Source organism: Ideonella sp. FW305-24 (genome assembly GCF_058788035.1).
On sequence record NZ_JBYTAI010000003.1, the window covers coordinates 90,107 to 114,675 of the forward strand.

General features: G+C 67.8%; 22 protein-coding genes and 1 tRNA gene. 10 read left to right on the forward strand and 13 right to left on the reverse strand.

The features are described from left to right. Window positions 1-21 precede the first annotated feature (21 nt). The gene (locus tag AC3WR5_RS09185; protein ID WP_492483726.1) at window positions 22-561 is read left to right on the forward strand and encodes a TRAP transporter small permease subunit; all 540 of its coding nucleotides are present in this window, start codon (window positions 22-24) and stop codon (window positions 559-561) included. Continuing rightward, the gene (locus AC3WR5_RS09190; RefSeq protein ID WP_492484563.1) at window positions 561-2,099 is read left to right on the forward strand and encodes a TRAP transporter large permease; all 1,539 of its coding nucleotides are present in this window, start codon (window positions 561-563) and stop codon (window positions 2,097-2,099) included. Before AC3WR5_RS09185 ends, AC3WR5_RS09190 begins: the two co-directional genes overlap by 1 nt. A gap of 69 nt (window positions 2,100-2,168) precedes the next feature. Here the strand turns inward: AC3WR5_RS09190 and AC3WR5_RS09195 are convergent, their stop codons facing one another. Beyond that, on the reverse strand, window positions 2,169-3,251 hold the full coding sequence (locus tag AC3WR5_RS09195; RefSeq protein WP_141287764.1) for a TRAP transporter substrate-binding protein: 1,083 nt from the start codon (window positions 3,249-3,251) through the stop codon (window positions 2,169-2,171). Between the two features lie 143 nt (window positions 3,252-3,394). Further along, entirely contained in the window at window positions 3,395-4,777 is a 1,383-nt protein-coding gene (gene pmbA / locus AC3WR5_RS09200; RefSeq protein ID WP_141287760.1) for a metalloprotease PmbA, read from the reverse strand. 163 nt (window positions 4,778-4,940) lie between these two features. On the opposite strand from pmbA, the gene yjgA reads away from it, so the two are divergent. From yjgA to AC3WR5_RS09215, 3 genes are read left to right on the forward strand one after another with little or no spacing between them, the layout of a single operon-like run. Further along, on the forward strand, window positions 4,941-5,570 hold the full coding sequence (yjgA, locus tag AC3WR5_RS09205) for a ribosome biogenesis factor YjgA (protein ID WP_492483728.1): 630 nt from the start codon (window positions 4,941-4,943) through the stop codon (window positions 5,568-5,570). Continuing rightward, on the forward strand, window positions 5,563-6,177 hold the full coding sequence (mog, locus tag AC3WR5_RS09210; RefSeq protein ID WP_492483730.1) for a molybdopterin adenylyltransferase: 615 nt from the start codon (window positions 5,563-5,565) through the stop codon (window positions 6,175-6,177). Before yjgA ends, mog begins: the two co-directional genes overlap by 8 nt. Window positions 6,178-6,189: 12 nt before the next feature. Then, complete coding sequence (locus AC3WR5_RS09215; protein ID WP_492483732.1) at window positions 6,190-7,563, forward strand: FecR family protein; 1,374 nt, start codon at window positions 6,190-6,192, stop codon at window positions 7,561-7,563. A gap of 32 nt (window positions 7,564-7,595) precedes the next feature. Here the strand turns inward: AC3WR5_RS09215 and cysE are convergent, their stop codons facing one another. Continuing rightward, window positions 7,596-8,375, reverse strand: a complete 780-nt coding sequence (gene cysE / locus AC3WR5_RS09220) for a serine O-acetyltransferase (protein ID WP_492483734.1) — start codon at window positions 8,373-8,375, stop codon at window positions 7,596-7,598. Window positions 8,376-8,515: 140 nt separating this feature from the next. Further along, a complete protein-coding gene (locus AC3WR5_RS09225; protein ID WP_492483736.1) occupies window positions 8,516-9,238 on the reverse strand; it encodes an RNA methyltransferase in 723 nt (240 codons plus the stop codon). A 320-nt stretch (window positions 9,239-9,558) separates the two neighbouring features. Between AC3WR5_RS09225 and AC3WR5_RS09230 the strand changes: the two genes are divergently transcribed. The 3 genes from AC3WR5_RS09230 to AC3WR5_RS09240 are packed head-to-tail and all read left to right on the forward strand — an operon-like array spanning window position 9,559 to window position 12,211. After that, window positions 9,559-10,506, forward strand: a complete 948-nt coding sequence (locus tag AC3WR5_RS09230) for an inositol monophosphatase family protein (RefSeq protein ID WP_492483738.1) — start codon at window positions 9,559-9,561, stop codon at window positions 10,504-10,506. 29 nt (window positions 10,507-10,535) lie between these two features. Further along, the gene (locus AC3WR5_RS09235; RefSeq protein WP_492483740.1) at window positions 10,536-11,672 is read left to right on the forward strand and encodes a transglutaminase-like domain-containing protein; all 1,137 of its coding nucleotides are present in this window, start codon (window positions 10,536-10,538) and stop codon (window positions 11,670-11,672) included. Window positions 11,673-11,686: 14 nt separating this feature from the next. Next, a complete protein-coding gene (locus AC3WR5_RS09240; RefSeq protein ID WP_492483742.1) occupies window positions 11,687-12,211 on the forward strand; it encodes a TlpA family protein disulfide reductase in 525 nt (174 codons plus the stop codon). Between the two features lie 25 nt (window positions 12,212-12,236). On the opposite strand, the gene AC3WR5_RS09245 is transcribed toward AC3WR5_RS09240, so the two are convergent. After that, the gene (locus AC3WR5_RS09245; protein ID WP_492483744.1) at window positions 12,237-12,680 is read right to left on the reverse strand and encodes a VOC family protein; all 444 of its coding nucleotides are present in this window, start codon (window positions 12,678-12,680) and stop codon (window positions 12,237-12,239) included. Between the two features lie 85 nt (window positions 12,681-12,765). Here AC3WR5_RS09245 and AC3WR5_RS09250 point away from each other — a divergent pair, with 85 nt between their 5' ends. After that, window positions 12,766-13,482, forward strand: coding sequence for a helix-turn-helix transcriptional regulator (locus AC3WR5_RS09250; RefSeq protein ID WP_492483746.1), 717 nt, complete (start codon window positions 12,766-12,768; stop codon window positions 13,480-13,482). Here the strand turns inward: AC3WR5_RS09250 and AC3WR5_RS09255 are convergent. The 8 genes from AC3WR5_RS09255 to AC3WR5_RS09290 all read right to left on the reverse strand — a co-directional run bounded on the left by AC3WR5_RS09255 (window position 13,443) and on the right by AC3WR5_RS09290 (window position 23,781). After that, window positions 13,443-13,535 (reverse strand) — tRNA-Sec (locus tag AC3WR5_RS09255). The genes AC3WR5_RS09250 and AC3WR5_RS09255 overlap by 40 nt on opposite strands. Before the next feature lie 17 nt (window positions 13,536-13,552). Then, window positions 13,553-15,493 carry a selenocysteine-specific translation elongation factor gene (gene selB / locus AC3WR5_RS09260; RefSeq protein ID WP_492483748.1) on the reverse strand — a complete coding sequence of 647 codons (1,941 nt, stop codon included), beginning with the start codon at window positions 15,491-15,493 and terminating at the stop codon, window positions 13,553-13,555. Then, window positions 15,490-16,938 carry an L-seryl-tRNA(Sec) selenium transferase gene (selA, locus tag AC3WR5_RS09265; RefSeq protein ID WP_492483750.1) on the reverse strand — a complete coding sequence of 483 codons (1,449 nt, stop codon included), beginning with the start codon at window positions 16,936-16,938 and terminating at the stop codon, window positions 15,490-15,492. Before selA ends, selB begins: the two co-directional genes overlap by 4 nt. Then, on the reverse strand, window positions 16,935-17,891 hold the full coding sequence (fdhE, locus tag AC3WR5_RS09270) for a formate dehydrogenase accessory protein FdhE (protein ID WP_492483752.1): 957 nt from the start codon (window positions 17,889-17,891) through the stop codon (window positions 16,935-16,937). Before fdhE ends, selA begins: the two co-directional genes overlap by 4 nt. A 69-nt stretch (window positions 17,892-17,960) precedes the next feature. Then, window positions 17,961-18,587, reverse strand: coding sequence for a formate dehydrogenase subunit gamma (locus AC3WR5_RS09275; RefSeq protein ID WP_141288092.1), 627 nt, complete (start codon window positions 18,585-18,587; stop codon window positions 17,961-17,963). Beyond that, complete coding sequence (fdxH, locus tag AC3WR5_RS09280) at window positions 18,584-19,537, reverse strand: formate dehydrogenase subunit beta (RefSeq protein ID WP_492483754.1); 954 nt, start codon at window positions 19,535-19,537, stop codon at window positions 18,584-18,586. Before fdxH ends, AC3WR5_RS09275 begins: the two co-directional genes overlap by 4 nt. Before the next feature lie 9 nt (window positions 19,538-19,546). Continuing rightward, window positions 19,547-22,594, reverse strand: a complete 3,048-nt coding sequence (gene fdnG / locus AC3WR5_RS09285) for a formate dehydrogenase-N subunit alpha (RefSeq protein WP_492484565.1) — start codon at window positions 22,592-22,594, stop codon at window positions 19,547-19,549. Between the two features lie 227 nt (window positions 22,595-22,821). Then, window positions 22,822-23,781 carry a bifunctional helix-turn-helix transcriptional regulator/GNAT family N-acetyltransferase gene (locus AC3WR5_RS09290; RefSeq protein ID WP_492483756.1) on the reverse strand — a complete coding sequence of 320 codons (960 nt, stop codon included), beginning with the start codon at window positions 23,779-23,781 and terminating at the stop codon, window positions 22,822-22,824. 257 nt (window positions 23,782-24,038) lie between these two features. On the opposite strand from AC3WR5_RS09290, the gene AC3WR5_RS09295 reads away from it, so the two are divergent. Further along, a complete protein-coding gene (locus AC3WR5_RS09295; RefSeq protein WP_492483758.1) occupies window positions 24,039-24,431 on the forward strand; it encodes a hypothetical protein in 393 nt (130 codons plus the stop codon). The last annotated feature ends 138 nt before the right edge of the window (window positions 24,432-24,569 follow it).

Here is a 24,569-nt window from a genome sequence, read left to right on the forward strand (position 1 = left end):
GCCTCCGCGCTGGAGGCCTGCTTGAAAGCCCTGCTCGCCTTTGCCCACGGCATTGACTGGCTGAACACCCGCTTTGGCCGCCTCGCAGGCTGGGCCGTCATCCTCTCGTGCTTCATCAGCGCCGGCAATGCCGTCGTGCGCTATGCCTTCGGCTACAGTTCCAACGGCTGGCTGGAGATCCAGTGGTACCTGTTCGCCGCCTGCGTGATGCTGGGCGCGGCCAACGTGCTGCAGCACAACGAACACGTGCGGGTCGACATCTTCTATGCGCGGCTCAGCGGCCGCGGCAAGGTCTGGGTGGACCTGTTCGGCCTGGTCTTCTTCCTGCTGCCGGTGATGCTGGCGATGCTGTGGTTTGCCACGCCGCTGTTCTGGCGCTGGTTCCTCTCCGGCGAGGTCTCCAGCAATGCCGGCGGCCTGGTGCGCTGGCCGGCCATGCTGATGCTGCCGCTGGGCTTTGGCCTGATGCTGCTGCAAGGCCTGGGTGAAATCCTCAAGCGCGTGGGCTGGCTGATGAACATCTACCAGATGGACATCCACTACGACAGGCCACTGCAATGATCGCGATGGAGAACTTCGCGCCGGTGATGTTCGCCGGCCTGATCCTCGTGATGCTGCTGGGCTTCCCGGTCGCGTTTTCGCTGGCAGCGCTGGGCCTGGGCTGCGGCATCTTCGCGGTCTTCATGGGCTGGTTCCCGGCCGAGTTCATGGCCGCGCTGCCGCAGAACGTCTTCGGCATCCTGTCCAACGACCTGCTGCTGGCCATCCCGTTTTTCACGATGATGGGCACGCTGCTGGAGAAGTGCGGCCTGGCCGAGGACATGCTCGATTCGATGGGCCAGCTCTTCGGCCCGATCCGCGGCGGCCTGGGCTATTCGGTGATCATCGTCGGCTTCATCCTCGGCGCCATCACCGGCACCGTGGCCGGCCAAGTGATTGCGATGGCGATGATCTCGCTGCCAGTGATGATGCGCTACGGCTACAACATGCGCTACGCCACCGGCGTGCTGGCGGCCTCGGGCACCATCACGCAGATCGTGCCGCCGTCTCTCGTGCTGGTGGTGCTGGCCGACCAGCTCGGCCGCTCGGTGGGCGACATGTACAAGGGCGCCTGGGGCCCGTCCATCCTGCAGGTGCTGATCTTCGCGCTCTACACCTTCGTGCTGAGCCGCGTGAAGCCCGAGCACGTGCCCGGCGTGCCCAAGGCAAGCCGCACGCTGCTGGGCTGGGCGCTGTGGGCCAAGTGCCTGCGCGGCATCATCCCGTCGGCCATCCTGATCTTCGCCGTGCTGGGCAGCATGGGCGGCCTGCCGGGGCTGGACACGGCCGTCGCCACACCCACCGAGGCCGGCGCGATGGGCGCGGTCGGCGCCTTCATCCTGGCCGGCATGTACGGGCGGCTGACCTGGCCGCTGGTGCGCGACGCGATGTACAGCACCGCACGCATCACCGCGATGGTGGTCTACATCCTGATCGGCTCACGCGTCTTCTCGCTGGTCTTCCAGGGCGTGGACGGCGGGCGCTGGATCGAGCACATGCTCTCGGGCCTGCCGGGCGGCCAGATCGGCTTCCTGATCGTCGTCAACATCTTCATCTTCTTCCTGGCGTTTTTCCTCGACTTCTTCGAGATCGCCTTCATCATCCTGCCGCTGCTCGGGCCGGTGGCCGAGAAGATGGGCATCGACCTGGTCTGGTTCGGCGTGATGCTGTGCGTGAACATGCAGACCAGCTTCATGCACCCGCCCTTCGGCTTTGCGCTGTTCTACCTGCGCGGCATTGCCGACTCGCTGTTCAAGAACGGCGCCATCCCGCGCAAGGTCGAGTCCAAGGACATCTACCTCGGTGCCGTGCCCTGGGTGCTGATGCAGCTGATCCTGGTGGCCATCGTGATCTTCGTGCCGCAGTCGGTCACGATCTTCCTGGACAAGCCGCAGGTGCTGGACCTGAACAAGGCCACCGAGACGCTGCAGAACATGGGCGCCGCGCCGGCCGATGAAGCGGCCTCGATGCCCGATTTCCCGGTGCCCGAAGGCGCGTCGGAAGCGGCGTCCGAACCCGACCCGATGGACGTCTTCAAGACGCCGGCCGCGAAGCCCTGAGCGAGCCAACCCAGACGCAAAAAGGGCAACCCGAAGGTCGCCCTTTTTTCATCGCCGAGACGCTGGTGCTCAGAGTTTCTGGGCCTGCATGAAGCTGTCGAAGCGTGCTTCGGTGAAGCGGAACCACAGGTTCTGGTCGCGACGGAAGGCGTCGTAGTCGCTGTAGATCTTCTTCCAGGCCGGGTTGCTGCTGTTCAACTCGGCATAGACCTCCATCGAGGTCTTGAAGGCAGCGTCCATGATGGCCTTGGGGAAGGCGATTAGCTTGGTGTTCGACGCCACCAGCTGCTTGAGTGCCGGCGGGTTGCGGGCGTCGTACTTGGCCTGCATGTCCACATGCGCGTAGGCACTGGCCGCTTCGACGATGGCCTTGTACTCGGCCGACAGGCTCTCATAGGCCTTCTTGTTGATGAACAGGTCGACCTGCGGGCCGCCTTCCCACCAGCCGGGGTAGAGGTAGTAAGGCGCAACCTTGTAGAAGCCCAGCTTCTGGTCGTCGTAGGGGCCGACCCATTCGGCCGCGTCGATCGTGCCTTTTTCCAGTGCCTGGTAGATCTCGCTGCCCGGCAGGTTCTGCGGCACCGCGCCCAGGCGTTCGACGATCTTGCCGGCGAAGCCGCCAATGCGGAACTTCAGGCCCTTCATGTCGTCCAGCGACTTGATCTCCTTGCGGAACCAGCCGCCCATCTGCGCGCCGGTGTTGCCGCAGGGGAAGTTGACGATGTTGTAGCCGTCGTAGAACTCGCGCATCAGCTTCAGGCCGTTGCCCTCGAACATCCACGCGCTCATCTGCCGGCTGTTGAGGCCAAACGGAATGGCCGCGCCGATGGCAAAGGTCGGGTCCTTGCCGAAGAAGTAATAAGGCACCGTGTGGCAGGCCTCGACGGTGCCGTTCTGCACGCCGTCCACGACACCCAGCGGCGGCATCAGTTCACCCGCAGCGTGCACGGTGATCTGGAACTTGCCGCCGGTCATCTCGCCGACCTTCTTGGCGAAGACTTCGCCGGCGCCAAAAATCGTGTCCAGCGACTTCGGGAAGCTGGAAGCCACGCGCCAGCGCAGGGTGGCCTGCGCGTGCACGATGGCCGGCGCGCTGCCGGCCGCCAGCACGCCAGCCAGGCCCGCGCCACGCACAAACGAACGTCGTTCGATCATCGAGTTGTCTCCTGAGAATTGCTGCTTGAGTGCCAGGAATTCTAGGAGTCGTCCCCTGCAGGCTTCCCCGGTGGAAGCCCCTGTGTGACGGACGGCAACACCCCAGCTTTGCGCACTCGCGAAGCCGGGTGCACCATCTCTCAGCTGCCGGCGATCTTCATCTTGTCGAGCAGGACAGAACCTACCGTTTTCGCGCCGAGGTTGTAGGTGTCGGTGCCGACCGCGACGATGCTGCGCAGCATGTGCTGCAGCTGGCCGGCAATGGTGATCTCGTGCACCGGGAAGGCGATCTGGCCGTTCTCGACCCAGTAGCCGGCCGCGCCGCGCGAGTAGTCGCCGGTCACGTAGTTCACGCCCTGGCCCATCAGCTCTGTGACGAACAGGCCGCGGTGCAGCTTGCGCAGCATCTCTTCGAGGTGGTCGCCGGGCTGGGTCAGCCGGCTGGTGAGACGCAGGTTCTGCGAGCCACCGGCATGGCCGGTGGTCTTCATGTCCAGCTTGCGAGCCGAATAGCTGGACAGGAAATAGCCCTGCACCACGCCGCCCTGCACCACCTGGCGCGCCCTGGTGCGCACACCCTCATCATCGAACGGCGCACTGCCCTTGGCACCGCGCTCGAACGGGTCTTCCAGCACGTCGATGTGGTCGGCCCAGACGGCCTTGCCCAGGCTGTCCTGCAGGAAGCTGGCCTTGCGGTACAGCGCGCCGCCGCTGGTGCCCTGCACAAATGCGCCGAGCAGCCCGGCGGCCACGGTGGACTCGAACAGCACCGGCACCTCGCAGGTGGCGATCTTGCGCGACTTCAGGCGCGACAGCGCACGCTCCGCGGCGTAGCGGCCCACGGCCTCCGGCGCGGCCAGGTCCAGCGCGTTGCGCATCGAGCTGTACCAGTAGTCGCGCTGCATGTGGGCGCCCTTGCCGGCAATCGGCGAGACCGACAGCGAATGCCGCGAGCTGGCATACCCACCACGGAAGCCGCGGCTGTTGCCGGCCCAGAAGTGCGACTGCTGGGCCGAGACCGCGCCGCCTTCGGAGTTGGTGATGCGCTTGTCCAGCTTCAGGGCCGCGTCCTCCGTGCGGCGCGCCAGTGCGGCAGCAGTGTCGGCATCCAGCGCCCAGGGGTGGAACAGGTCCAGTTCGCGGGCCACCTCTTCGGCCGTCGCCAGGTCTTCGGCATCCGGCAGGCCGGCCGCAGGATCTTCGGCGGTGAAGCGGGCAATATCGTAGGCAGCCTGCACCGTCTGCTGCAGCGCGGTGTGCGAGAAGTCCGAGGTGCTGGCATTGCCGCGGCGCTGGCCCAGGTAGACCGACACGCCGACCGACTTGTCGCGGTTGCGCTCGACGTTCTCGACCTCGCCCATGCGCACCGAGACGCTCAGGCCGCTGCCTTCGGACACCTCGGCGCCTGCGTCGCTGGCGCCCAGCGCCTTGGCCATGCCCAGCACATCGTCGACGATCTGCTGGAACTGCTCGCGGGAATAGGCAAAGCCCTGGGACGTGGTGGGCGACGAAGAGGAGGTCATCGGAGGCGGCTCGTGCTTGTTATGGGGAAATGCCACGGCGCCCCATTGCAGCCGCGGCTTGCGGCAAGAGGGGCGCGTGCGCTGAATTGCGGGACAATCATAGCGATCTGCAGCCCCGAGGCGCCCCGCCTCGACAACGGCCTTTTCCCAGGCCCTCTCCTTCATGCGTCGCGCGCCTCCCTCGCCCCCTTCCCTGGCTCCGAACCCCGATCCCGACCTCGATTCCGAACTGCCGGACGAAGCGCAGGCCGAGGAGGAAGATGATCGGCCCAGCAAATCGGAGATGAAGCGGCAGAGCCATGTGCTGCAACAGCTGGGCCTGCAACTCAGCGAATTGTCGGGCGCACGCCTGGAGGCGCTGGAGTTGCCCGAGTCGCTGACCGATGCGCTGGACACCTACCGCAAGACGCGCTCGTTCGAAGGCCGCCGCCGCCAGCTGCAGTACGTCGGCAAGCTGATGCGCCAGGTCGACCCGGAGCCGATCCGCGAAGCGATCGCCGCCTCCAAGCTGGGCAGCGCCAAGGAGACGCTGGCGCTGCACCATGCCGAACGCTGGCGCGAGGAACTGCTGGCCGGCGACGACGCCGTGACCCGCTGGATGAACGCCCACCCGCAAACCGATGCCCAGCAGCTGCGCAACCTGTTGCGCTCGGCCCGCAAGGACTTGCTGAACACCACGCCGGACCAGCGCCACGGCCGCCCCTACCGCGAGCTGTTCCAGCTGATCAAGAACGGCTTGGCCGCAGCCCAGGTGGAAGAAGCTGCGCCCGATGAAGACGCCGACGATGAATGACACCAGTTTCGAGCCGGTGCACATCGGCCTGGTGTCGATCAGCGACCGCGCCTCGGCCGGCGTCTACGAGGACAAGGGCCTGCCCGCGCTGCAGGACTGGCTCAGCCGCGCGCTGCGCAACCCCATCGCATGGGAAACCCGGCTGATTCCGGACGAGCAGGAAGGCATCAGCGCCTGCCTGCGCGAGCTGGTGGACGACGTGGGCTGCGACCTGGTGCTGACCACTGGTGGCACCGGCCCTGCGCCACGCGACGTGACACCCGAAGCCACGCTGGCCGTGGCTGACAAGGTCTTGCCGGGCTTTGGCGAGCAGATGCGGGCCATCAGCCTGCGCTTCGTGCCAACCGCCATCCTGTCGCGCCAGGTCGGCGTGATCCGCGGCAAGGCGCTGGTGTTCAACCTGCCCGGCCAGCCGAAGTCCATCGCCGAGACCTTGCAAGGCCTGCCCGATGCGCAGCCGCCGGTGCCTGGCATCTTTGCCGCGGTGCCGTATTGCATCGACCTGATCGGCGGCCCGTACCTTGAATGCGACCCGGCGCTGTGCAAGGCATTCCGGCCCAAGTCCGCCCAACGGCCACAGCCCGGCCCGGCACCTGCTACATCCTGAACCACCACCTGCATGAAGCCACGTGCCCTGCTGCCCGCCGCGCCCCGAACCTGGTTGTTCGCCCTGATCGCAGCAGCAGGTGCAGCGCAGGCCGCCGACGAGCCCAGCACCGTCTACACCGTGGCGCCCAGCGACACCTTGATCGGCCTGACGCGCACCGTGCTGATCTCGCGCGAGGCCTGGACCGAGGTCGCGAAGCTGAACCAGCTGCCGGACCCGAACCGCATCTACCCGAACCAGCGGCTGGCCGTGCCGCTGCGCCTGCTGCGCCGCACCGATCCGCCCGCCCGCATCGTGAGCGCGGACGGCGACGTGCGCGCGGCCGGTCAGCCGGTGAAGGCCGGTGACGCCCTGCCGGCAGGCGCCGTGCTCAGCACCGCCGAGGGCAGTTCGGCCGTGGTCCAGCTGGGCGACGGCTCGCGCATGAAGCTGGCGCCCGCCAGCCAGGCCCAGCTGGCCGAACACCGGCGCTACATGGTCAAGGCCGGCACCAAGGCCACGCCCGAGGGAGAAGGCCTGTTCGCCACCAGCATGCGGCTGGTGAAGGGCACGGTGGAAATGCTGGCCAGCAAGGTGCTGCGCGCCAAGCCGCTGGAAGTCGAAACGCCCACCGCAGTCATTGGCGTACGCGGCACGGAATACCGGGTGCACTACGACCCGGCGCTCGCCGCCCGCACCGAGGTCCTGGAGGGCAAGGTGCAGGCCGACGCAGCCAATGAATCCGGCCAGCGCGGTGAAGGCGCTGCGGTGGACAGCGGCTTCGGTGCCGCGCTGCGCCCGGCCAGGCCGCCAGCCGTGGTGCCGCTGCTGCCGGCACCGGATTTCACCGCGCTGCCCACCCGCGTGACCAAGCCGCTGCTGGTGCTGCAAGTGCCGGCCGGCACCCAGGCGCTGCGAGTGCAGCTGGCAGCCGATCCGGCCTACGACCACATCGTGCGCGACCTTTACCTCGCCCCGGGCAGCACGCTGCCGCTGGACGGGCTGGAGAGCGGCATCTGGCACTTGCGCGCCCGCCAAGTCGATTCGCTGGGCATCGAAGGCTTTGATGCCAAGCTGCGCTTCGAGCTGAAGGTGCTGACCACCGCGCCGGGCCTGGTGCCCTTCACCGTACCGCAGCCGCCAGGCGTGGTCAAGCTTCGCTGGCAACCGGTGGCGGACGTCGACCACTACCGCGTGGAAGTGGCGCGCGACGCCGGCTTCACGCAGATGGAGCATCAGGGCGACGCCGACGCGACCAGCCTGCGCGTGATCGTGGCCCAGCCCGGCACGCATCACTGGCGCGTGGCGGCGCTGAAGGACGTGGCAGGCAAGCCCGAGCTGGGCAACTGGAGCGAGGCCGGCGAGATCGAGATCACCGACCCACGCGCCGAAGGCGCAGCGCGCTGATCAGGGCCGACAGCTCGGCGCGCTGACCGGCGTCACTTCACCAGGCGGTTCAGCCGCTCGGCGTCAAAGCGCTCGGTGGTCTGCGCGTCCTGCGGCACGCAGTCGTCGCCAGGCAACTCGCGCGAACGCTGCGACAGCTTCTCGATCGCCTGCCACAGCAGCGCGATCTGGTGCTCCTGGGTCGAGGCGTTGTCGATCAGGCCCTTCATGGCCTGGGCCACCGGGTCATCGCCATTCGTCACGCCATAGGCCGAGAAGCCCATGCGCGCCGCAGCCGTTTCGCGGGCAGCGTCCACCTCGCGCTGGATGATGCGGGCCGGGTTGCCGACGGCCGTCGCGCCAGCCGGCACCGGCTTGGTCAGCACCGCGCCGGAGCCGATGCGCGCACCGGCACCCACCGTGAAGCCGCCCAGCACCGAGGCATGGGCACCGACGATGACGCCAGCCTCCAGCGTCGGGTGGCGCTTGGCGCCCTTGACCAGCGAGGTGCCGCCCAGCGTGACGCCCTGGTAGATGGTGCAGTCGTCGCCGATCTCGGCCATCTCGCCAATCACCACGCCCATGCCGTGGTCGATGAAGACCCGCCGGCCAATGGTGGCGCCCGGATGGATCTCGATGCCGGTGGCCATGCGACCTAGCTGCGACAGGAAGCGCCCGGCCCACTTGAAGCCTGCTTGCCAGCAGCCATGCGCGGCGCGGTGCCAGATCAGCGCGTGCAGGCCGGGGTAACAGGTCAGCACCTCCCAAGCGCTGCGCGCGGCAGGGTCGCGCTCAAGAATGCAGGCAATGTCTTCGCGGAGTCGGGCGAACATGGCGGCTCCAGGGGAATGCTGGGGAGGCGGGACACGCGGCGGGCAGGTGCCGCGGGCAAGAACAGAAAACGTGATTGCAAATTCAGTGTAGCCGGGGCGATTGAACCCGGCTGGACACGGGATTTTCGCCAGCCGCCCGTTCAGTCCTCGGCGACCCTCTTCGGGGCTGCCTTCACGGCCACCTTTTGCACCGCCCGCGCCACGCCGCGCAGGATGTGCACCTCTTCATGGCTCAGCAAGGCACGGTTGGCCAGTTGGTTCAGCCGCGGCAGCAGCTTGCGCGGCACCTGCGGGTCCAGGAAACCGATCTGCACCAGCGCGTCCTGCCAGTGGGCCAGCAGGCCTTGCACCGCCACGCCATCGGCCCAGTCCACAGGCGCGGTGCGCGGTGCCACGCCAAAGCCACCCAGCGCCTGGCGCCAGTCGTAGGCCAGCACCTGCAGCGCCTGGGCCAGGTTCAGCGAGCCGTAGGCGGGGTCCGTGGGAATCGACAGGCAGGCATGGCAGCGGTACACATCCTCATTGGCCATGCCGAAGCGCTCGCCGCCAAACACAAAGGCCACGCGATGGCCTTCGCCGGCCAGCGAGGCGAAGCGCTCGCGCGGCGAGAAGGTCGGCGGGCCGAAGTCGCGGGGGGTCATGGCCGTGGCGCAGGCGTATGTCACGCCGTCCAGCGCGGCGGTCAGGTCCGGCACGATGCGGGCGCCGGCCAGGATGTCAGTCGCGCCACTCGCCATCGCGATGGTTTCCTCGCGCGCCAACACGTCCTCGAAGCGCGGCGCCACCAGCACCAGGTCGTGGAACCCCATCACCTTCATGGCCCGCGCGGCCGCGCCCACGTTGCCAGGATGGCTGGTGTGCATCAGGACAAAACGCGTCGGATCGCGACTTTCGCCCGCTTGGTCAACAGAGGGCTTCGAGGGGTCAGGCATTGCAGGCACGGCGCAGGGCGCTAGAATTCGCGGTTTCGCACCGGCCATTGTCGCGCGCCGCGCCGCTTTGCAAAAAGCAGTCGCCGCCCTCGCAACCGCGCCCAAGCGACGCTCTTTGTCCGCCGCCAGATCGCCCCGCTGCAGTTCTTCTGCGCCGGCACGCCCCCGTCCCACCTCCGCCGCTGCGGCAGGTGTTACCACGGTCCGTGCCGCCTGTTCCAAGCCCTCTTCCAATCTTCCAAGGTTGAACCATGTCCCAGTCCCTGCACCCCATGTTGAACATCGCCATCAAGGCGGCCCGCACCGCGGGGGCGATCATCAACCGGGCGTCGCTGGACCTGGACATCCTCAAGGTCAACACCAAGAGCCCCAACGACTTCGTCACCGAGGTCGACCAGAACGCCGAAGCGGCGATCATCGAAACCCTGCTCACCGCGTATCCCGGCCACGGCATCCTGGCCGAAGAATCGGGCCGCGAGCACGGCTCCAAGCACAGCGATTTCGTCTGGATCATCGACCCGCTGGACGGCACCACCAACTTCATCCACGGCTTCCCGGTCTACTGCGTGTCCATCGCGCTGTCCTTCCGCGGCAAGGTCGAGCAGGCCGTCGTCTATGACCCGACGCGCAACGACCTCTTCATGGCCTCGCGTGGCCGCGGCGCCTACCTGAACGACAAGCGCCTGCGCGTCTCCAAGCGCACCCGCCTGTCGGACTCGCTGATCGGCACAGGTTTCCCCTTCCGCAAGGGCGACAACTTCCAGCGCTACATGAAGATGTTCGAGACGGTGATGCCCGAGTGCGCAGGCCTGCGCCGCCCGGGTGCCGCCGCGCTGGACCTCTGCTACGTGGCCGCCGGCTACCTGGACGGCTTCTTCGAAACCGGCCTGAGCCCGTGGGACATTGCCGCAGGCTCGCTGATCATCACCGAGGCCGGTGGCCTGGTGGGCAACTTCACCGGCGAGTCCGACTTCATGAACCAGCGCGAAATCGTCGCCGGCTCGCCGAAGATCTACGGCCAGCTGGTGCAGTTGCTGTCGCCGTTCACCCGTGTGATCAACGACGACGAACCCGCCGTCGCACCTGCACCGGCCCCCGCTGCCGACGCAGCGCCCGTCGTGCGCAAGCCAATCCGCCTGCGCAAGAAGCCGGTGGAAGAAGCGCCTGCAGCCCCGGCCGGCGACGACGCCCCTTTCTGAGCGCCACTTCCCTTCCTGCGAAAGACGCCATGCAACGCCGCCTGTTCCTGCGTGACGCCGCCTGTGTCGCCGCCGCTCTGCCCGTCTTCGGCAGCCCCGGTGCCTGGGCCCTGCCCGCCACTGCTGCGGCCGCACCCAGCGTCGCCGATCTGCTGGCCCAGGGCTGGCAGGTGCACGACGTGACGACCACCATCGAGCTGACCGAGCGCACGGCCAACGGCCGCGTCTGGCTGCCGCTGGCCATGGACGAGCTGCCCGGCTACCAGCGCACGCTGGCCACCCGCTTCGACGCGCCTGGCGCCAAGCTGGCCGAGGTCATGGCAACCAAGGGCCAGGACACCCGCCTGCTGCGCGTGGCATTCACCGATCCGGCCGCGCCGCAGCGCGTGGTGCTGGTCCAGCGCATCGCCACCCGCGACCGCGCCGTGGACCTGGGCGCCAAGCCCAGCATGAAGCCGCTGAACGCAGCCGAGTTGCAGCCCTATCTGCAGCCCACTTCGCTCGCACCTCTGGACGGCAAGGTCAAGCAGACCGCCGACCAGATCCAGAAGGACGCCGGCAACCCGGCCGACACCATTGCCAAGGCCCAGGCCATCTACGACTGGGTCATCGAGCACACCCGGCGCGAAGGCAGCGTGCGCGGCTGCGGCACCGGCAACGTGGCCTTCATGCTGGAGTCCGGCAACCTCTCGGGCAAGTGTGCCGACCTGAACGGCCTGTGGGTCGCGCTGGCGCGGGCTACAGGCATTCCGGCGCGGGACGCCTACGGCGTGCGCGTGGACGACTCGGTGCACGGCTACAAGAGCCTGGGCAAGAGCGGCGACATCACCAAGGCCCAGCACTGCCGCGCCGACTTCTACGCCGAAGGCCACGGCTGGATCCCGGTCGACCCGGCGGACGTGCGCAAGGTCATGCTGGAAGAACAGGCAGGCGGCCTGGCACTGACGGACCCCAAGGTGCGCGCCGCGCGCGCCATGTTGTTCGGCGCCTGGGAGATGAACTGGATCGCCTACAACCACGGCCACGACGTGCCGCTGGCCGGCAGCCAGCTGCCGCCCGCCGGCTTTCTGATGTACCCGCAGGGCGAAACCACAGAAGGCCGGCTCGACAGCCTGGACCCGGCCACGTTCAAGTACCAGATCCGCTCGGAAAAGGTCACGGCCTGAACGGAGCCTGCAAGGTGCGCAGAAGAACCTGGCTCGCCGCAGTCACGGCGACGATGCTCGCGGCCTCAGCCCGGGCTGCCATCGTGCTCGGCAAGCTGATGCCCTGGGGCCGGCGTGCCACGCCGGCGCTGCAGGCCAAGGCACTGGAAGACGGCCGCGCGGTATCGCTGACCGAGTTCAGCGGCCAGGTCGTGCTGCTGAACTTCTGGGCAACCTACTGCGAACCCTGCGAGCGCGAGATGCCGGCACTGAACAGGCTGCTGCTGAAGTTCGGCGCGCAGGGCCTGAAGGTCATTGGCGTGAACTGCGGCGAAATGCCGCAGCGCGTACGCGAGTTCCTCGACGAGCGCGTCATCTTCGACGGCCTGCCGCTGCTGGACCGCAGCCAGGCCCAGCTCAAGGCCTGGGGCATCCCCGCACTGCCCGCCAGCGTGCTGATCGACCGCCAGGGCCGCGCCCAGGCCTGGCACGTCGGCGAGTTGAACTGGGATGCGCCTGAGGTGCAGCAGGTGGTGACGGAGCTGCTGGCGCAGCGCTGAGCCCGCCAGCGCCGCGCCGCAGATCTCAGGCGTTGGCCGCAGCCGGCGCAGTTGCCACAGCCCGCCCACCGTCCAGCACCCAGGTGACGCCGAAGCGGTCCTTCACCATGCCGTAGAGCGGCGACCAGCCTGACGCGCCCAGCGGCTGCAGCACTTGGCCACCCTGGCACAGGCCTTCCCACCGGGCCCTCAACACCTCGTGAGAACTGAAGCTCAACACCACGAAGAATGGGCTCTCCCCAGGTGCCCAGGCGCGGCCCGAAGGCACGTCGTAGGCCATGACCCGGAAGCCGTCACCTGAAGCGACCTGCCCCCACATCAGCAGCTGCGCGTCGGCGGCATCCCCCACCTGCCCGGCCTGCTGGTAGGTGACTGCGCTCAGCTCGCCACCGAACACCGCCTGGTAGAACGCGAGCGCAGCGGCGGCGTCGCCGCGGAAGTTGAGATGGGTGATGGTCTGGATCGTCATCGTTCGGAGCCCTGTCGCGGGCCTGTTGCAGTGAAAACAGGCCTTACTATGGCGATCGCTCCTGTCAGTTTCCGGCAGTTATCCAATGCCCCGTTCCGACCGCCTGCTGCGCCTGCTCCAGGCCATGCGCGAGATGCACGCGCCCCTCACCGCCGCCCGCCTGGCGCAGGCCACGGGCGTTTCGCTGCGCTCCCTTTACCGCGACATCGAGAGCCTGCGTGACGCTGGCGCACAGATCGAAGGCGAGCGCGGCTACGGCTACCGGCTGGTCGAAGACAACCTGCTGCCGCCGCAAACCTTCGACCGCATGGAGATCGAGGCCCTGGCGCTGGGCCTGGCCGAAGTGCAGCAGATGGGTGACCCCTCGTTGGCCAAGGCCGCCACGGCCGTGCTCGCCAAGGTGGCCGCCACCCTGCCCACGGCGCGCGAGCGCGACCTCTTCCACGCCGTCTCCAAGGTGTACCGGCCGAACCCGCGCTTCACCGTCACGCCACACATCGAGCCGCTGCGCCAGGCCTGCTGGACCGAGACGGCATTGACGATCGCCTACGCCGACAAGCAGGGCGCGCCCACCGAACGCACGATCTACCCGCTGGCCATCGTGCACGCCGAGCGCGTGCAGTTGGTGCTCGCCTGGTGCTGCCTTCGGCAGGCCTTCCGCATGTTCCGCACGGACGGCATTCGCGAACTGGAGGACGCAGGCATCAGCTTCAAGCCGCAGCGCGCCCGGCTGCTGGGGCTGTATCTGGCGGAACTGCAGGGCGGAAAGCAGCCGGAGTCGAACCGACCAGGGAGCGGCTGACGCCCCCTACCGGGTTTGAAGCCCGGGCCCACCACCGGGTGAGTGTGCCTTCCGTGTTGCGACCCGGCGCTCAGCCGGGGTGCGCCGGGGATTGTAGGAGCGGGGCTTCAGCCTCGGCGCGCAGCACGTGGGCGTCACGCACGCGGCGCGTCACGCCAGTTCGGTCGAAATACTCGAGGATCTGGATCGCGCGCTTGCGGCCCAGGCCAGTGGCGTCGCGAAAGGCGTGCGCCTGGACTTCGCCGCGCGAAGCCTGTTGCGACAGGGTGGCCAGCAAGGCCTGCAGGCGAGCCAGCGTTGCCTGCGGATAGAACAGGTCGCGCACCACCTGGCCGAGTTCGCCGGCCCGCGCCAGCTTGCGGAGCAGCGCCCGCGCGGCATCTTCGCCCAGGCCTTGCGCCTTGGCCAGGTCGCGCACCCACGGCGGGTCGAAGCCACCGGCCAGCAGCAGCGGCAGCAGGCGCTCGGCCGTCGCGCGCTCTGCGGGCGTGATGCTCACGCCCTGACCAGGCAGGTGCAGGCTGGCGCCGCTGCGTTCGATCGCACTTTCGGCCAACAGCGCCTGGTGCAGGCCGTGCCACAACACGTCATGCGCAGTCTGCAGCAGCCCCGGCAGCGCCATGCGGCGCAGGCGTGCGGCGTTGGGCCCGGGCTCGTCCGGCGCGCGTTCATGGTGGCGCGCCAGCGCCTGCAGCACCTGCTCGCGCAAGGCTTGCCAGCGCGGCTCGGCAATCAGCCAACCATCGCCCTCGCCGGCAGGTAAATGGCGAATGTCGACCGCAACGAGCGGATCCGGTTCGCGGCCCATCAACAGGGTCAGCAAGCGGCGACTCAAGCCCTGCAGCGCCTGGCGGATCAGCGGCGCAGGTTCGCCCGACGCAACCAACTGCTCAAGCGCTGCAAGCCAGGCCAGGCGCTCGGCGCTGCGGCGGCGGCGCTCGGGTGCAAACGGGTCCAGCACCTGGCCGCCGCCCAGCGTACGGCTGGCCTGGGCGTTGCGCAGGATGAAGTGGTCGCCGGGCAGCGCAAACACTGGTGCGTCGACCACCAGCTGAGCCAAGGCTTCCGCGCCGGGCTGCAAGGCATCGCCCTGCAGCGGCACCAGGTGGGCCACGTGATGCGCGGTGCCCAGGTGCACGTGCACGGTGGCCCACTGGCCCAGCGCTGGCGCATCGGGCAGCAGCCGCACGCGCAGGTCCAGCCGTTGCGCGGCCTGCAGCACACGCGCATCGGCGATCCAGTCGCCGCGCGAGATGGCTTCCTTGGCGATGCCGGCCAGGTTCAGCGCGCATCGCTGTCCCGCCTGGCCCACTTCGGCCGCGCGGTTCTGCGCATGCAGGCTGCGCACGCGCACCGCCTGGCCAGTGGCCGAATGCTGCAGCATGTCGCCCACGCGCACCTGGCCGCTGAACACCGTGCCGGTGACCACCGTGCCCTGGCCGGCCAGTGTGAAGACGCGGTCCACGGCGATGCGAAAAAGACCGGCGCTGCCCTGCCCTTGCCAGGCCGCCGCGGCGGCTTCGAGGTGCTGGCGCAGCGCGGCCACGCCAGGGTCGCCGGGCTGATTCGCGGCGGTCTCGAACACTGCCGCGTCGGCCAGCAGCGTGCCGGCCAGCAAGGCCTGGATTTCGCCCTTGGCTGCGGCCAGGCGCGCAGCATCCACGCGGTCGACCTTGGTCAGCGCCACGCTGCCCTGGCGCACGCCCAGCAGGCCGAGGATGGCCAGGTGTTCGCGGGTCTGCGGCATCACGCCGTCGTCGGCCGCCACCACCAGCAGCGCATGGTCCACGCCCACCGCGCCAGCGGCCATGGTGTGCACGAACTTCTCGTGGCCGGGCACGTCGATGAAGCCCAGCACTTCGCCGTTGGCAGTGGGCGTGTAGGCATAGCCCAGCTCGATCGAGATGCCGCGCTGCTTCTCCTCGGGCAGCCGGTCGGTGTCCACGCCGGTGAGCGCGCGCACCAGCGTGGTCTTGCCGTGGTCGATGTGCCCGGCGGTGCCGACGATCATGCGGCCAGCGCCTCCGCCAGCTGCGGCAACTGCGCGCTGAACTCGGCTTCGTCCTGCGCTTCCAGGCAGCGCAGGTCCAGCCACAGGGCCTGGTCCGATGTGCGGCCGATGATGGGCCGTGGCAGCTTGCGCAGTGCGGCTTCCAGCCGGGCCAGTTGCCGACCGGCACGGGCAGCCTGTGCAGGCCGCAGCACAAAGCCGCTGCTGGGCAGCGTGTCCACCGGCAAGGCGCCGCTGCCGATCTGGCTGAACATCGGCTGCACGCTGGCGACAAACGCCTCGCCGAGTGCGGCCTGCAGCGCCGGCAGCAAGGCCTCGGCACGCGCACGGATCTGCGCCTGCGGGCGGGTGAACAGGCGCAGCGTGGTCAGTCGCTCGGCCAGGCGCTCGGGCGACTGGTAGAGCCGCAGCACCGGCTCCAGCGCCGCCAGCGTGAGCTTGCCCACGCGCAGCGCGCGCTTGAGCGGATGCTTCTTGATCTTCGCGATCAGGTCCTTGCGGCCGACGATCAAGCCGGCCTGCGGGCCACCCAGCAGCTTGTCGCCGCTGAAGGTGACCAGGTCGGCACCGGCGGCAATCGTCTCGCGCACCGTGGCCTCGCGCGGCAGGCCGTGGCGAGACAGGTCCACCAAGGTGCCGCTGCCCAGGTCCACCACCAGTGGCAGCGACCTGGCATGTGCAATGGCGGCGACCTCGGCCTCGCCCACGCTCTTGGTGAAGCCGGTGACTGCATAGTTGCTGCAATGCACCTTCATCAGCAACGCAGTGCGCGGGCCGACGGCTTCGTCGTAGTCCTTGGCATGGGTGCGGTTGGTCGTGCCGACCTCGCGCAGCTTCGCGCCAGCGCGGGCCATGATGTCCGGGATGCGGAAGGCGCCGCCAATCTCGACCAGCTCGCCGCGCGAGACGATGACTTCCTTCTTGGCCGCCAGCGCGCTGAGCGTGAGCAGCACCGCGGCGGCGTTGTTGTTGACCACCGTGGCGGCTTCGGCGCCAGTCAGTTCGCAGAGCAGGTCGTTGACCAGGTCGTCGCGGTCGCCGCGGCCACCAGTGGCGAGGTCGAATTCGAGGTTGGCCGGCGTGGTCAGCGCTCGCATCACGGCCTGCACTGCAACGTCGGGCAGCAGCGCGCGGCCGAGGTTGGTGTGCAGCACGGTGCCGGTGAGGTTGAAGACGCTGCGCAGGCGCGGCGCGGCGCGGGCAGCGAGGCGGGTCGCCACATCCTGCGCCAGCGTGGGCATGGCCGCGGCCTCGGGCGCCAGCGTGCCGGCCAGGGCCTGGCTGCGCAGTGCGTCCAGCGCGGCGCGCACGGTGTCGGTCAGCAGCGTCAGACCGTGCTCGGCCTTCAGCGCAGCCAGCTCGGGCGCGGCCAGCACGCGATCGACCGCGGGCAGCCGCGCGGCCGAGATCGCACCCTGAGCTGTTGCCGACGCCTCGCCGCTCATTCGTCCGCTTCCGCCGCCAGCGCCAGCAAGGGGTTGGCGCTGGCGCGAGCGTAGTCGGTCTCGCCCATCAGCAGGTCCAGCGTGAGGCTGGCCAGGTCGTCGGCCAGCGGCTCGGCGTACGGATCTTTTTCCTGGTTGACCAGCTTGCGGTAGCTGTAGCAGTGCTCGCAGGTCTCGGCCACGACCACCTCGCCCGCGTCCTCCACGCTTTGGTAGCGGATGCCTTTGGTCGACTCGCAGTTGCTGCACTTCACGCGCACCAGGTGCCACTCGGTGGCGCACAGGCCGCAGTGCAGGTAGCGGTGGCCGCCAGCCTCGCCGCCAATGCGCAGCACGCTGGCAACCGGCGGCAGGCCGCAGTGCGGGCAAACGGTGGCCGGCTCGACCATGGGCAGCGCGCGCGCATCGAGCCGGCTCGCACGGTCGGCATAGGCCACCTGCAAGGCGGCCACCAGCAGCGGCTGGGCGGTGCGGGCGAGCAAGGTGTCGGGCGGTGTGCCTTCCTGCATGCCGTGCAGCACCTGCAATGCAAAGGCTTCCAGCATGTCAGGCGCGGTGTCCTGCAGCTCTTGTGCAAGCAAGGCCAATGCAGGCGGCAAGCCGGCGCTGGGCGGCGCGTTTGCCAGCACGCTGAGCATTTCGTCCAGCGCGGTCAGCCAGGCCGGATCCAGGTGATCGGCGGCGGGGAGTACGGGCATCGCGTGGGTGACGGCACGGGCGAGCAGTGCGGGGTCGACCGGCGCGGTTTCAACTTCGCGCGCGGCGAGGGCCTGGGCGTCGGCCAGCAGCGCGACAAAGCGCAGGTAGTCGGCGATCGGGTGGCCGTCCGCCGCGAGCTGGCGCCAGCGGGCAGCGCGCTCGGCGAACAGCGTGGCCGGCTGCGGCAGGCGGATGCGGGGAAAGTCGATGCGGTCCAGCGCCTCGATCTCGCCGGGTTGCAGGATGCGTTGCACGTGCAGGTCCTTCAGAAATGAAAAAGCCGCCGGCGCGCTGGCTCGGCGGCTGGCAGGGTGCGCCCTGGCTCAGCGATTGTCGCCGGTCATCTTGCGGTACCAGCCGCGGTGGTGCTGCCTGGCCCAAGCGCGGGTGACCGTGCCGTAGAGCATGGCCCGGATGGTGCCACGGGTCCAGATGGCTGCGTAGATGTGCAGCACGATCAGCCCCATCATCCACACGGCGGCAACCGCGTGCAGCAGCGACGCGGCACGCACCAGATCCACTGGCAGATTGAACCAGGCACGCCACATCAGCACACCGGTGGGCAGCAGGATGACCATGCCCACCACCAGGCCCCAGAACAGCACTTTCTGGCCGCCGTTGTACTTGCCCTGCTCGGGCATGTCGTGGTCGTCGCCCTCGACCATCTTCTGCACGTTCTTCAGCCATTCGACATCACGCTGCTCGATCACGTTGAGCCGCCAGAAGCGCAGCGCCATGATCAGGAAGAACAGCATCATCACCAGCCCGATGTACGGATGCAGGATGCGCGCCCATGGGCCGCCCCCGAAAAGCTGGGTCAGCGGGAAAAACGCCGGGTGGAAAAAGGCCAGGCCGGAGAGCGCCAGCAGGATGAAGCAGATGCCGACGATCCAGTGGTTGGCACGCTCCGAGGCGGTGTAGCGCTGCAGGTCGCGGGGGTTGCGTCTCATGGCCGGCCTTCCGGGTTGGGGTCATGGTCGAGCTGGCGGTTCAGGGCCAGCGCTTCCTGGTCCTCCCGTTCCATGTCGTCTTCCAGTTCCTTGGAGACCTCGTTCGGGCCTTTGGTGATGTAGTGGAAGAGGCTGCCCAGCGCCGCGGTGCCCAGTGCGACCAGCGCCAGCGGCTTGGCCAGGCCTTTCCACAGCGACACCATCGGACTGATCTTCGGCTCGTTCGGCAGGCCGGCGTAGAGCGAAGGCTGGTCCGCGTGGTGCAGCACGTACATCACGTGGGTGCCGCCCACGCCAGCCGGATCGTAGAGACCAGCATGCTCGAAGCCACGCTCCTTCAGGTCTTCCACCCGCTCGGCCGCCTGGTCTTTCATGGCCTGCTTGGTGCCGAACATGATGGCCCCGGTCGGGCAGGTCTTCACGCAGGCGGGCTCCATGCCCACGGCCACGCGGTCAGAGCACAGCGTGCACTTGTAGGCCTTGTTGTCCTTCTTGGAGATGCGCGGCACATCGAACGGGCAGCCAGTCACGCAGTAGCCGCAGCCAATGCAGTTTTCCTCGTGGAAATCGACGATGCCGTTGCTGTACTGGATGATGGCGCCGGGCGACGGACAGGCCTTCAGGCAGCCCGGGTCGGCACAGTGCATGCAGCCGTCCTTGCGGATCAGCCACTCCAGGTTGCCGCTCTGCTCGTTCTCGTACTCGGTGAACTTCATCACCGTCCACGCGTTTTCGGTCAGATTGATCGGGTTGTCGTAGACACCCAGCGAGGTGCCCGGCTCCTGGCGGAGGTCGTTCCACTCCATGCAGGCGGTCTGGCAGGCCTTGCAGCCGATGCACTTGGAGACGTCGATCAGCTTGGCAACCTCGCCAGAGGCGGGGGCGCGCGCACTGGGCGAAGGGGTGGTGGTGGCCGAGCGAGCTTTGATGTCGAGAGATTGCAGTGACATGGGCGCTCCTCAAGCGGCGATCTTCTCGACCTTCACGAGGAAGGTCTTGAACTCGGGCGTGTTGGTGTTGCCGTCACCCACGAAAGGCGTCAGCGTGTTGGCCAGGAAGCCGGGCTTGGTCACGCCCTTGAAGCCCCAGTGGATCGGAATGCCCACGTGGTGCACCGTCTTGCCCTCGATCTGCATCGGCTTGATGCGCTTGGTGACAACCGCCACCGCCTTGATGTAGCCGCGCTTGGACGAGACCTTGATGCGGTCGCCAGCCACCACGCCGATGCTTTGCGCCAGCGCCTCGCCGATCTCGACGATCTGCTCGGGCTGGGTGATGGCATTCAGCAGCGCGTGCTTGGTCCAGTAGTGGAAGTGCTCTGTGAGGCGGTAGGTGGTGCCGACGTGCGGGAAGTCCGCGGCCTTGCCAAAGGTCTCCCACACCGACTTGAAGACCCGGGCCGCCGGCGAGCTGGTGACCTTCGGGTGCTTCGGGTGCATGGGGTTGTAGCCCAGCGGCGTGTCGAAGGGTTCGTAGTGCTCGGGGAACGGGCCTTCGGCCATGCCCTTCTTCGCAAAGAAGCGGGCCACACCTTCTGGGTTCATGATGAACGGTCCGGCGCCCGTCTCGGGTGCCAGCGTGGCGCCCATGTCCGGCACATCCGCCCCGGTCCAGGCGCTGCCGCTCCAGCTCACCAGCTTGCGCTTGGGGTTGAAGGGCTTGCCTGCCTCGTCGCAGGAGGCGCGGTTGTAGAGGATGCGGCGGTTCGCCGGCCAGGCCCAGGCCCAGTTCAGCGTGTTGCCAATGCCGGTCGGGTCGCTGTTGTCGCGCCGGGCCATCTGGTTGCCGGCAGTCGTCCAGCAGCCGGTGAAGATCCAGCAGCCGCTCATCGTCGAACCGTCGTCCTTCAGCTCGCCAAAGCCAGCCAGTTGCTCACCCGCCTTGCGCGTGACCTTGGTGGCGTCCTTGGGGTCGACCTGGTCGGCCAGCGCCCGGCCGTTGTACTCCTTGGCCACTTCCTCGGGTGTCGGCTCCTCGGCGTTGGCATACGGCCACCAGAGCTTCTGCATCGGATCCGGGAAGGTGCCGCCTTCCTTGGCATACAGCTCCTTGATGCGCAGGAACAGGCCGGCCATGATGCGCAGGTCGGTGCGCGCCTCGCCGGGCGGCTCGGCCGCCTTCCAGTGCCACTGCAGCACCCGCGAGCTGCTGACCACCGAGCCTTCTTCCTCGGCAAAGCAGGTGGTGGGCAGGCGGAAGACCGTCGTCTGGATCTTGGCCGGGTCCACGTCGTTGTGCTCGCCGTAGTTCTTCCAGAACTCGGAGGTTTCGGTGGCCAGCGGGTCCATGATGACCAGGAACTTCAGCTTGGCCAGGCCGTCGCGCACACGGTCCTTGTTCGACAGCGCGGCCAGCGGGTTGAAGCCCTGGGCGATGTAGCCGTTGACCTTGCCCTGGTTCATCAGCTCGAAGATCTGCAGCATGTCGTACTGCTTGTCGAGCTTGGGCAGGTAGTCGTAGGCCCAGTTGTTCTCGGCCGTGGCGGCCGGGCCGTACCAGGCCTTCATCAGGCTGACGTGGAACTTCGGATAGTTCTGCCAGTAGCTCATCTGGCCGGCGCGCAGCGGCTTCTGCGTGCGGCTGTCGATGTACTTCTGGTAGTCCTGCTCGGACTGCAGCGGCAGCGTCATGTAGCCCGGCAGGCTGTTGGACAGCAGGCCCAGGTCGGTCAGGCCCTGGATGTTGGAGTGGCCACGCAGCGCGTTCATGCCACCACCCGCCACGCCGATGTTGCCCAGCAGCAGCTGCACCATCGCGCCGGTGCGCAGGATCTGCGCGCCGATGGAATGCTGTGTCCAGCCCAGCGCGTACATGATGGTCGCCGCGCGGCCCGGCACCGCCGTGGAGGCGAGCTTCTCGCACACGTGCAGGAACTTCGCCTTGGGCGTGCCGCAGATGCTTTCCACCTTCTCGGGCGTGTAGCGGCTGTAGTGCGCCTTCATCAGCTGGAAGACGCAGCGCGGGTGCTGCAGCGTGGCGTCGGTCTTCACGAAGCCGTCAGCACCCAGCTCGTAGTCCCAGCTGGCCTTGTCGTAAGTGCGCTTCTCCTCGTTGTAGCCGGAATAGAGGCCATCGGCGAAGCTGAAGTCCTCGCGCACGATGAAGCTGAAGTCGGTGTACGCCTTGACGTACTCGTGGTGGATCTTGTCGTTGGTCAGCAGGTAGTTGATGACGCCGCCGAGGAAGGCAATGTCGGAGCCCGAACGGATGGGCGCGTAGAAGTCCGCCACCGAGGCGGAGCGGTTGAATCGCGGGTCCACCACCATGAAGTGCGCCTTGTTGTGCGCCTTCGCTTCGGTGACCCACTTGAATCCACAGGGGTGCGCTTCGGCTGCATTGCCGCCCATCACCAGGATGACATCAGCGTTCTTGATGTCCACCCAGTGATTCGTCATCGCGCCGCGGCCAAACGTCGGGGCAAGACCTGCCACCGTCGGGCCGTGTCAGACACGGGCTTGGTTGTCGAATGCGAGCAGGCCCCAGGAGCGGGCAATCTTGTGGGTGATGTAGCCGGCTTCGTTGCTGGAGGCCGAAGCCGCCAGCATGCCGGTGGTGAGCCAGCGGTTGACGGTCAGCCCGTCTTCCGTCTTCTGCACGAAGTTCGCGTCGCGGTCGGCCTTCATCAGCTTGGCGATGCGCTCGTTCGCCTCGTCCCAGCTGATGCGCTTCCACTCGTCGCTGCCGGCCTCGCGTACTTCCGGGTGTAACAGCCGGTTCGGGCTGTTGATGATGTCCAGCAGGCTGGCGCCCTTGGGGCAAAGCGTACCGCGGTTGACCGGATGGTCCGGGTCGCCCTCGACGTGGATCACCGAACGCTTGGCGTTCTTCGCGCCGTCGCCCAGCGAATGCATCAGGATGCCGCAACCGACCGAGCAGTAGGTGCAGGTCTGGCGCGTGACCGTGGTCGCGGCGAGCTTGTATTGGCGCACCTCCGCCAGCGCCGTCGCCGGGGAGAACCCCAGCAAGGCCAGGCTTGAGCCTGCCAGGGTGGAGCCAGTCACTCTCATGAACTGGCGACGTGAGACTTGCACGTGAAGCTCCTCGCAAAAAAGCACGAAGTGCAACCGCTCGAAGCCCTGGAACGCACCTGGGTTCAGCCTGGGAGCGGGTCGCCAGAAAATTCTATGCCTATGGGGGCATCCAGGTTGCGGGGTTTCACGGATGCCCCAGCGTCCAAGGCGGGCATGTTCACGCCCATGCGGGCTGCCTCGGGCAAGCGGCAAGACACTTGCGCTCAGAAATCCAAGGTCCAGGTCTCGCCCACCAGGTCATGGCCAAAGCTGTGGTGCGCCTCGCTGGCGACGAACCGATAGCCAGCCTTGCTGTAGATGCGCTTGGCAACGGTGAGATTGCTGTTGGTCCAGAGCCGGATGGAGCGGTAGCCGACGTCACGCGCGAACTGGCTGCACTCGGCGACCAACCGCTCACCCAGGCCCAGCCCGCGGGCGGAAGGCTCGACCAGCAGCAGCCGCAACTGGGCCACGCCCTCGATCGGCTGCCCGGTGGCTTCGTCCCGCGCCTGTACCAGGCAAACGCTGCCGATGTTCACGCCATCGCGCTCGGCGATCCAGCAGGCCTCGCGGCGCGCATCGAAGCGCTCGATGAAATCCGCCGCGATGCGCGCGACCATGGCCTCGAAGCCAATGTCCCATTGGTACTCGCGGGCATAGAGCGCACCATGCCGCGAGACCACCCAGCCCATGTCGCCGGGTCGATGCGGTCGCAGGACAAAGCTGTTTCTCGCCGGCTTGCTGCCTGGCTCCTCCAGCATGTCTCGCACGCGCTGGAAGGCCTGCAGCAACTCGCCCTGTTGTGCATCGCTGAGCCGGTCCAGCAGTTCACCCACCTGAGCCTGTGAGCGCTGCTCCAGCGGCGCCAGCGCCAGGCGGCCGGCGGCGGTGAGCTGCAGCAAGGACTGCCGCCCGTCCGCCTCGCTGCGGTTTGCCTCCACCAGCCCGCGCTCCTTCAGAGAGCGCAGCAATCGGCTCAAGTAGCCCACATCCAGATCCAGCAGGCGGCCCAGCGCCGTGCCGGTGATGCCGGCGCCTTCCTGCAGGTGCGCCAGCTCCCACAGCACGCGGGACTCGGTGAGGTTGAAGTCCGAGTCCAGCAAGCCTTCGTTGAGCGCGCCGATGCGACGGGTATAGAAGCGGTTGAAGCCGCGCACGGCTTCGATTCGGTCAGGCGAAGTCATGGCCGAAGGATACGAAAATTGATTGCTTTTGGCAATCAATTGCTTGCTGGATTGTCAATTGGCAACGGCGGCGGCGCAACACGCCTGTAGCGAGCCCATCACCGACGTCAGCAGTCCGCCAAACCTACAAACCCTGTTGGCAACGCCTGACACCGAGGCTGGTGGGTGGGGCGTACCTTCTGGTTCATCCGGTTCCGACCGGTTGCCCCTTTTCCTCCCACCGCGCAGGCCCTGCGCGGACTCTCAAGGAGTTCCCCATGAAGACGAACAAGACGCTTCTCTCCGTTGTGACCGCTGCTGCAGTCGCTGGTGCCCTGTCGATGGCCTACGCCCAATCCGAGCCGAACCTGCCGGTCCAGCCGGACACGCCGACCGCCGTGGAACCGCACGCCACCCAGGTGGCCACGCCCATGGTCCCGCCGCCTGGCGATTTCACCGGCTCGCAGAGCAGCGGCACCACGACCACCACGGTCGAAGCCCCTCAGCCTGTGGTGACGGTCACTCCGCCCGCCACCGTTGCCTATACCGCGCCTGCACCCGCCCCGGCCGCGCCGGCACCCGAGACCAGTCCGCCTGTCGACAACAGCGCGCCTGCGCCCATCGACAACACGCCGACAACCATGCCCGCGCCGCAAGCCGACCGCAACTAAGCTCATGCCTTCAGCGCCACCAGGCGCTGGGGTGAGAGGAAGAGCCGCCCGAGAGGCGGCTCTTCCTTTTGTGCGCCGCGCTGCGTCGTTCTACGGGCACCGCTGGGGCTGCAGCCAAAACCTCTGTGCGATGATCGC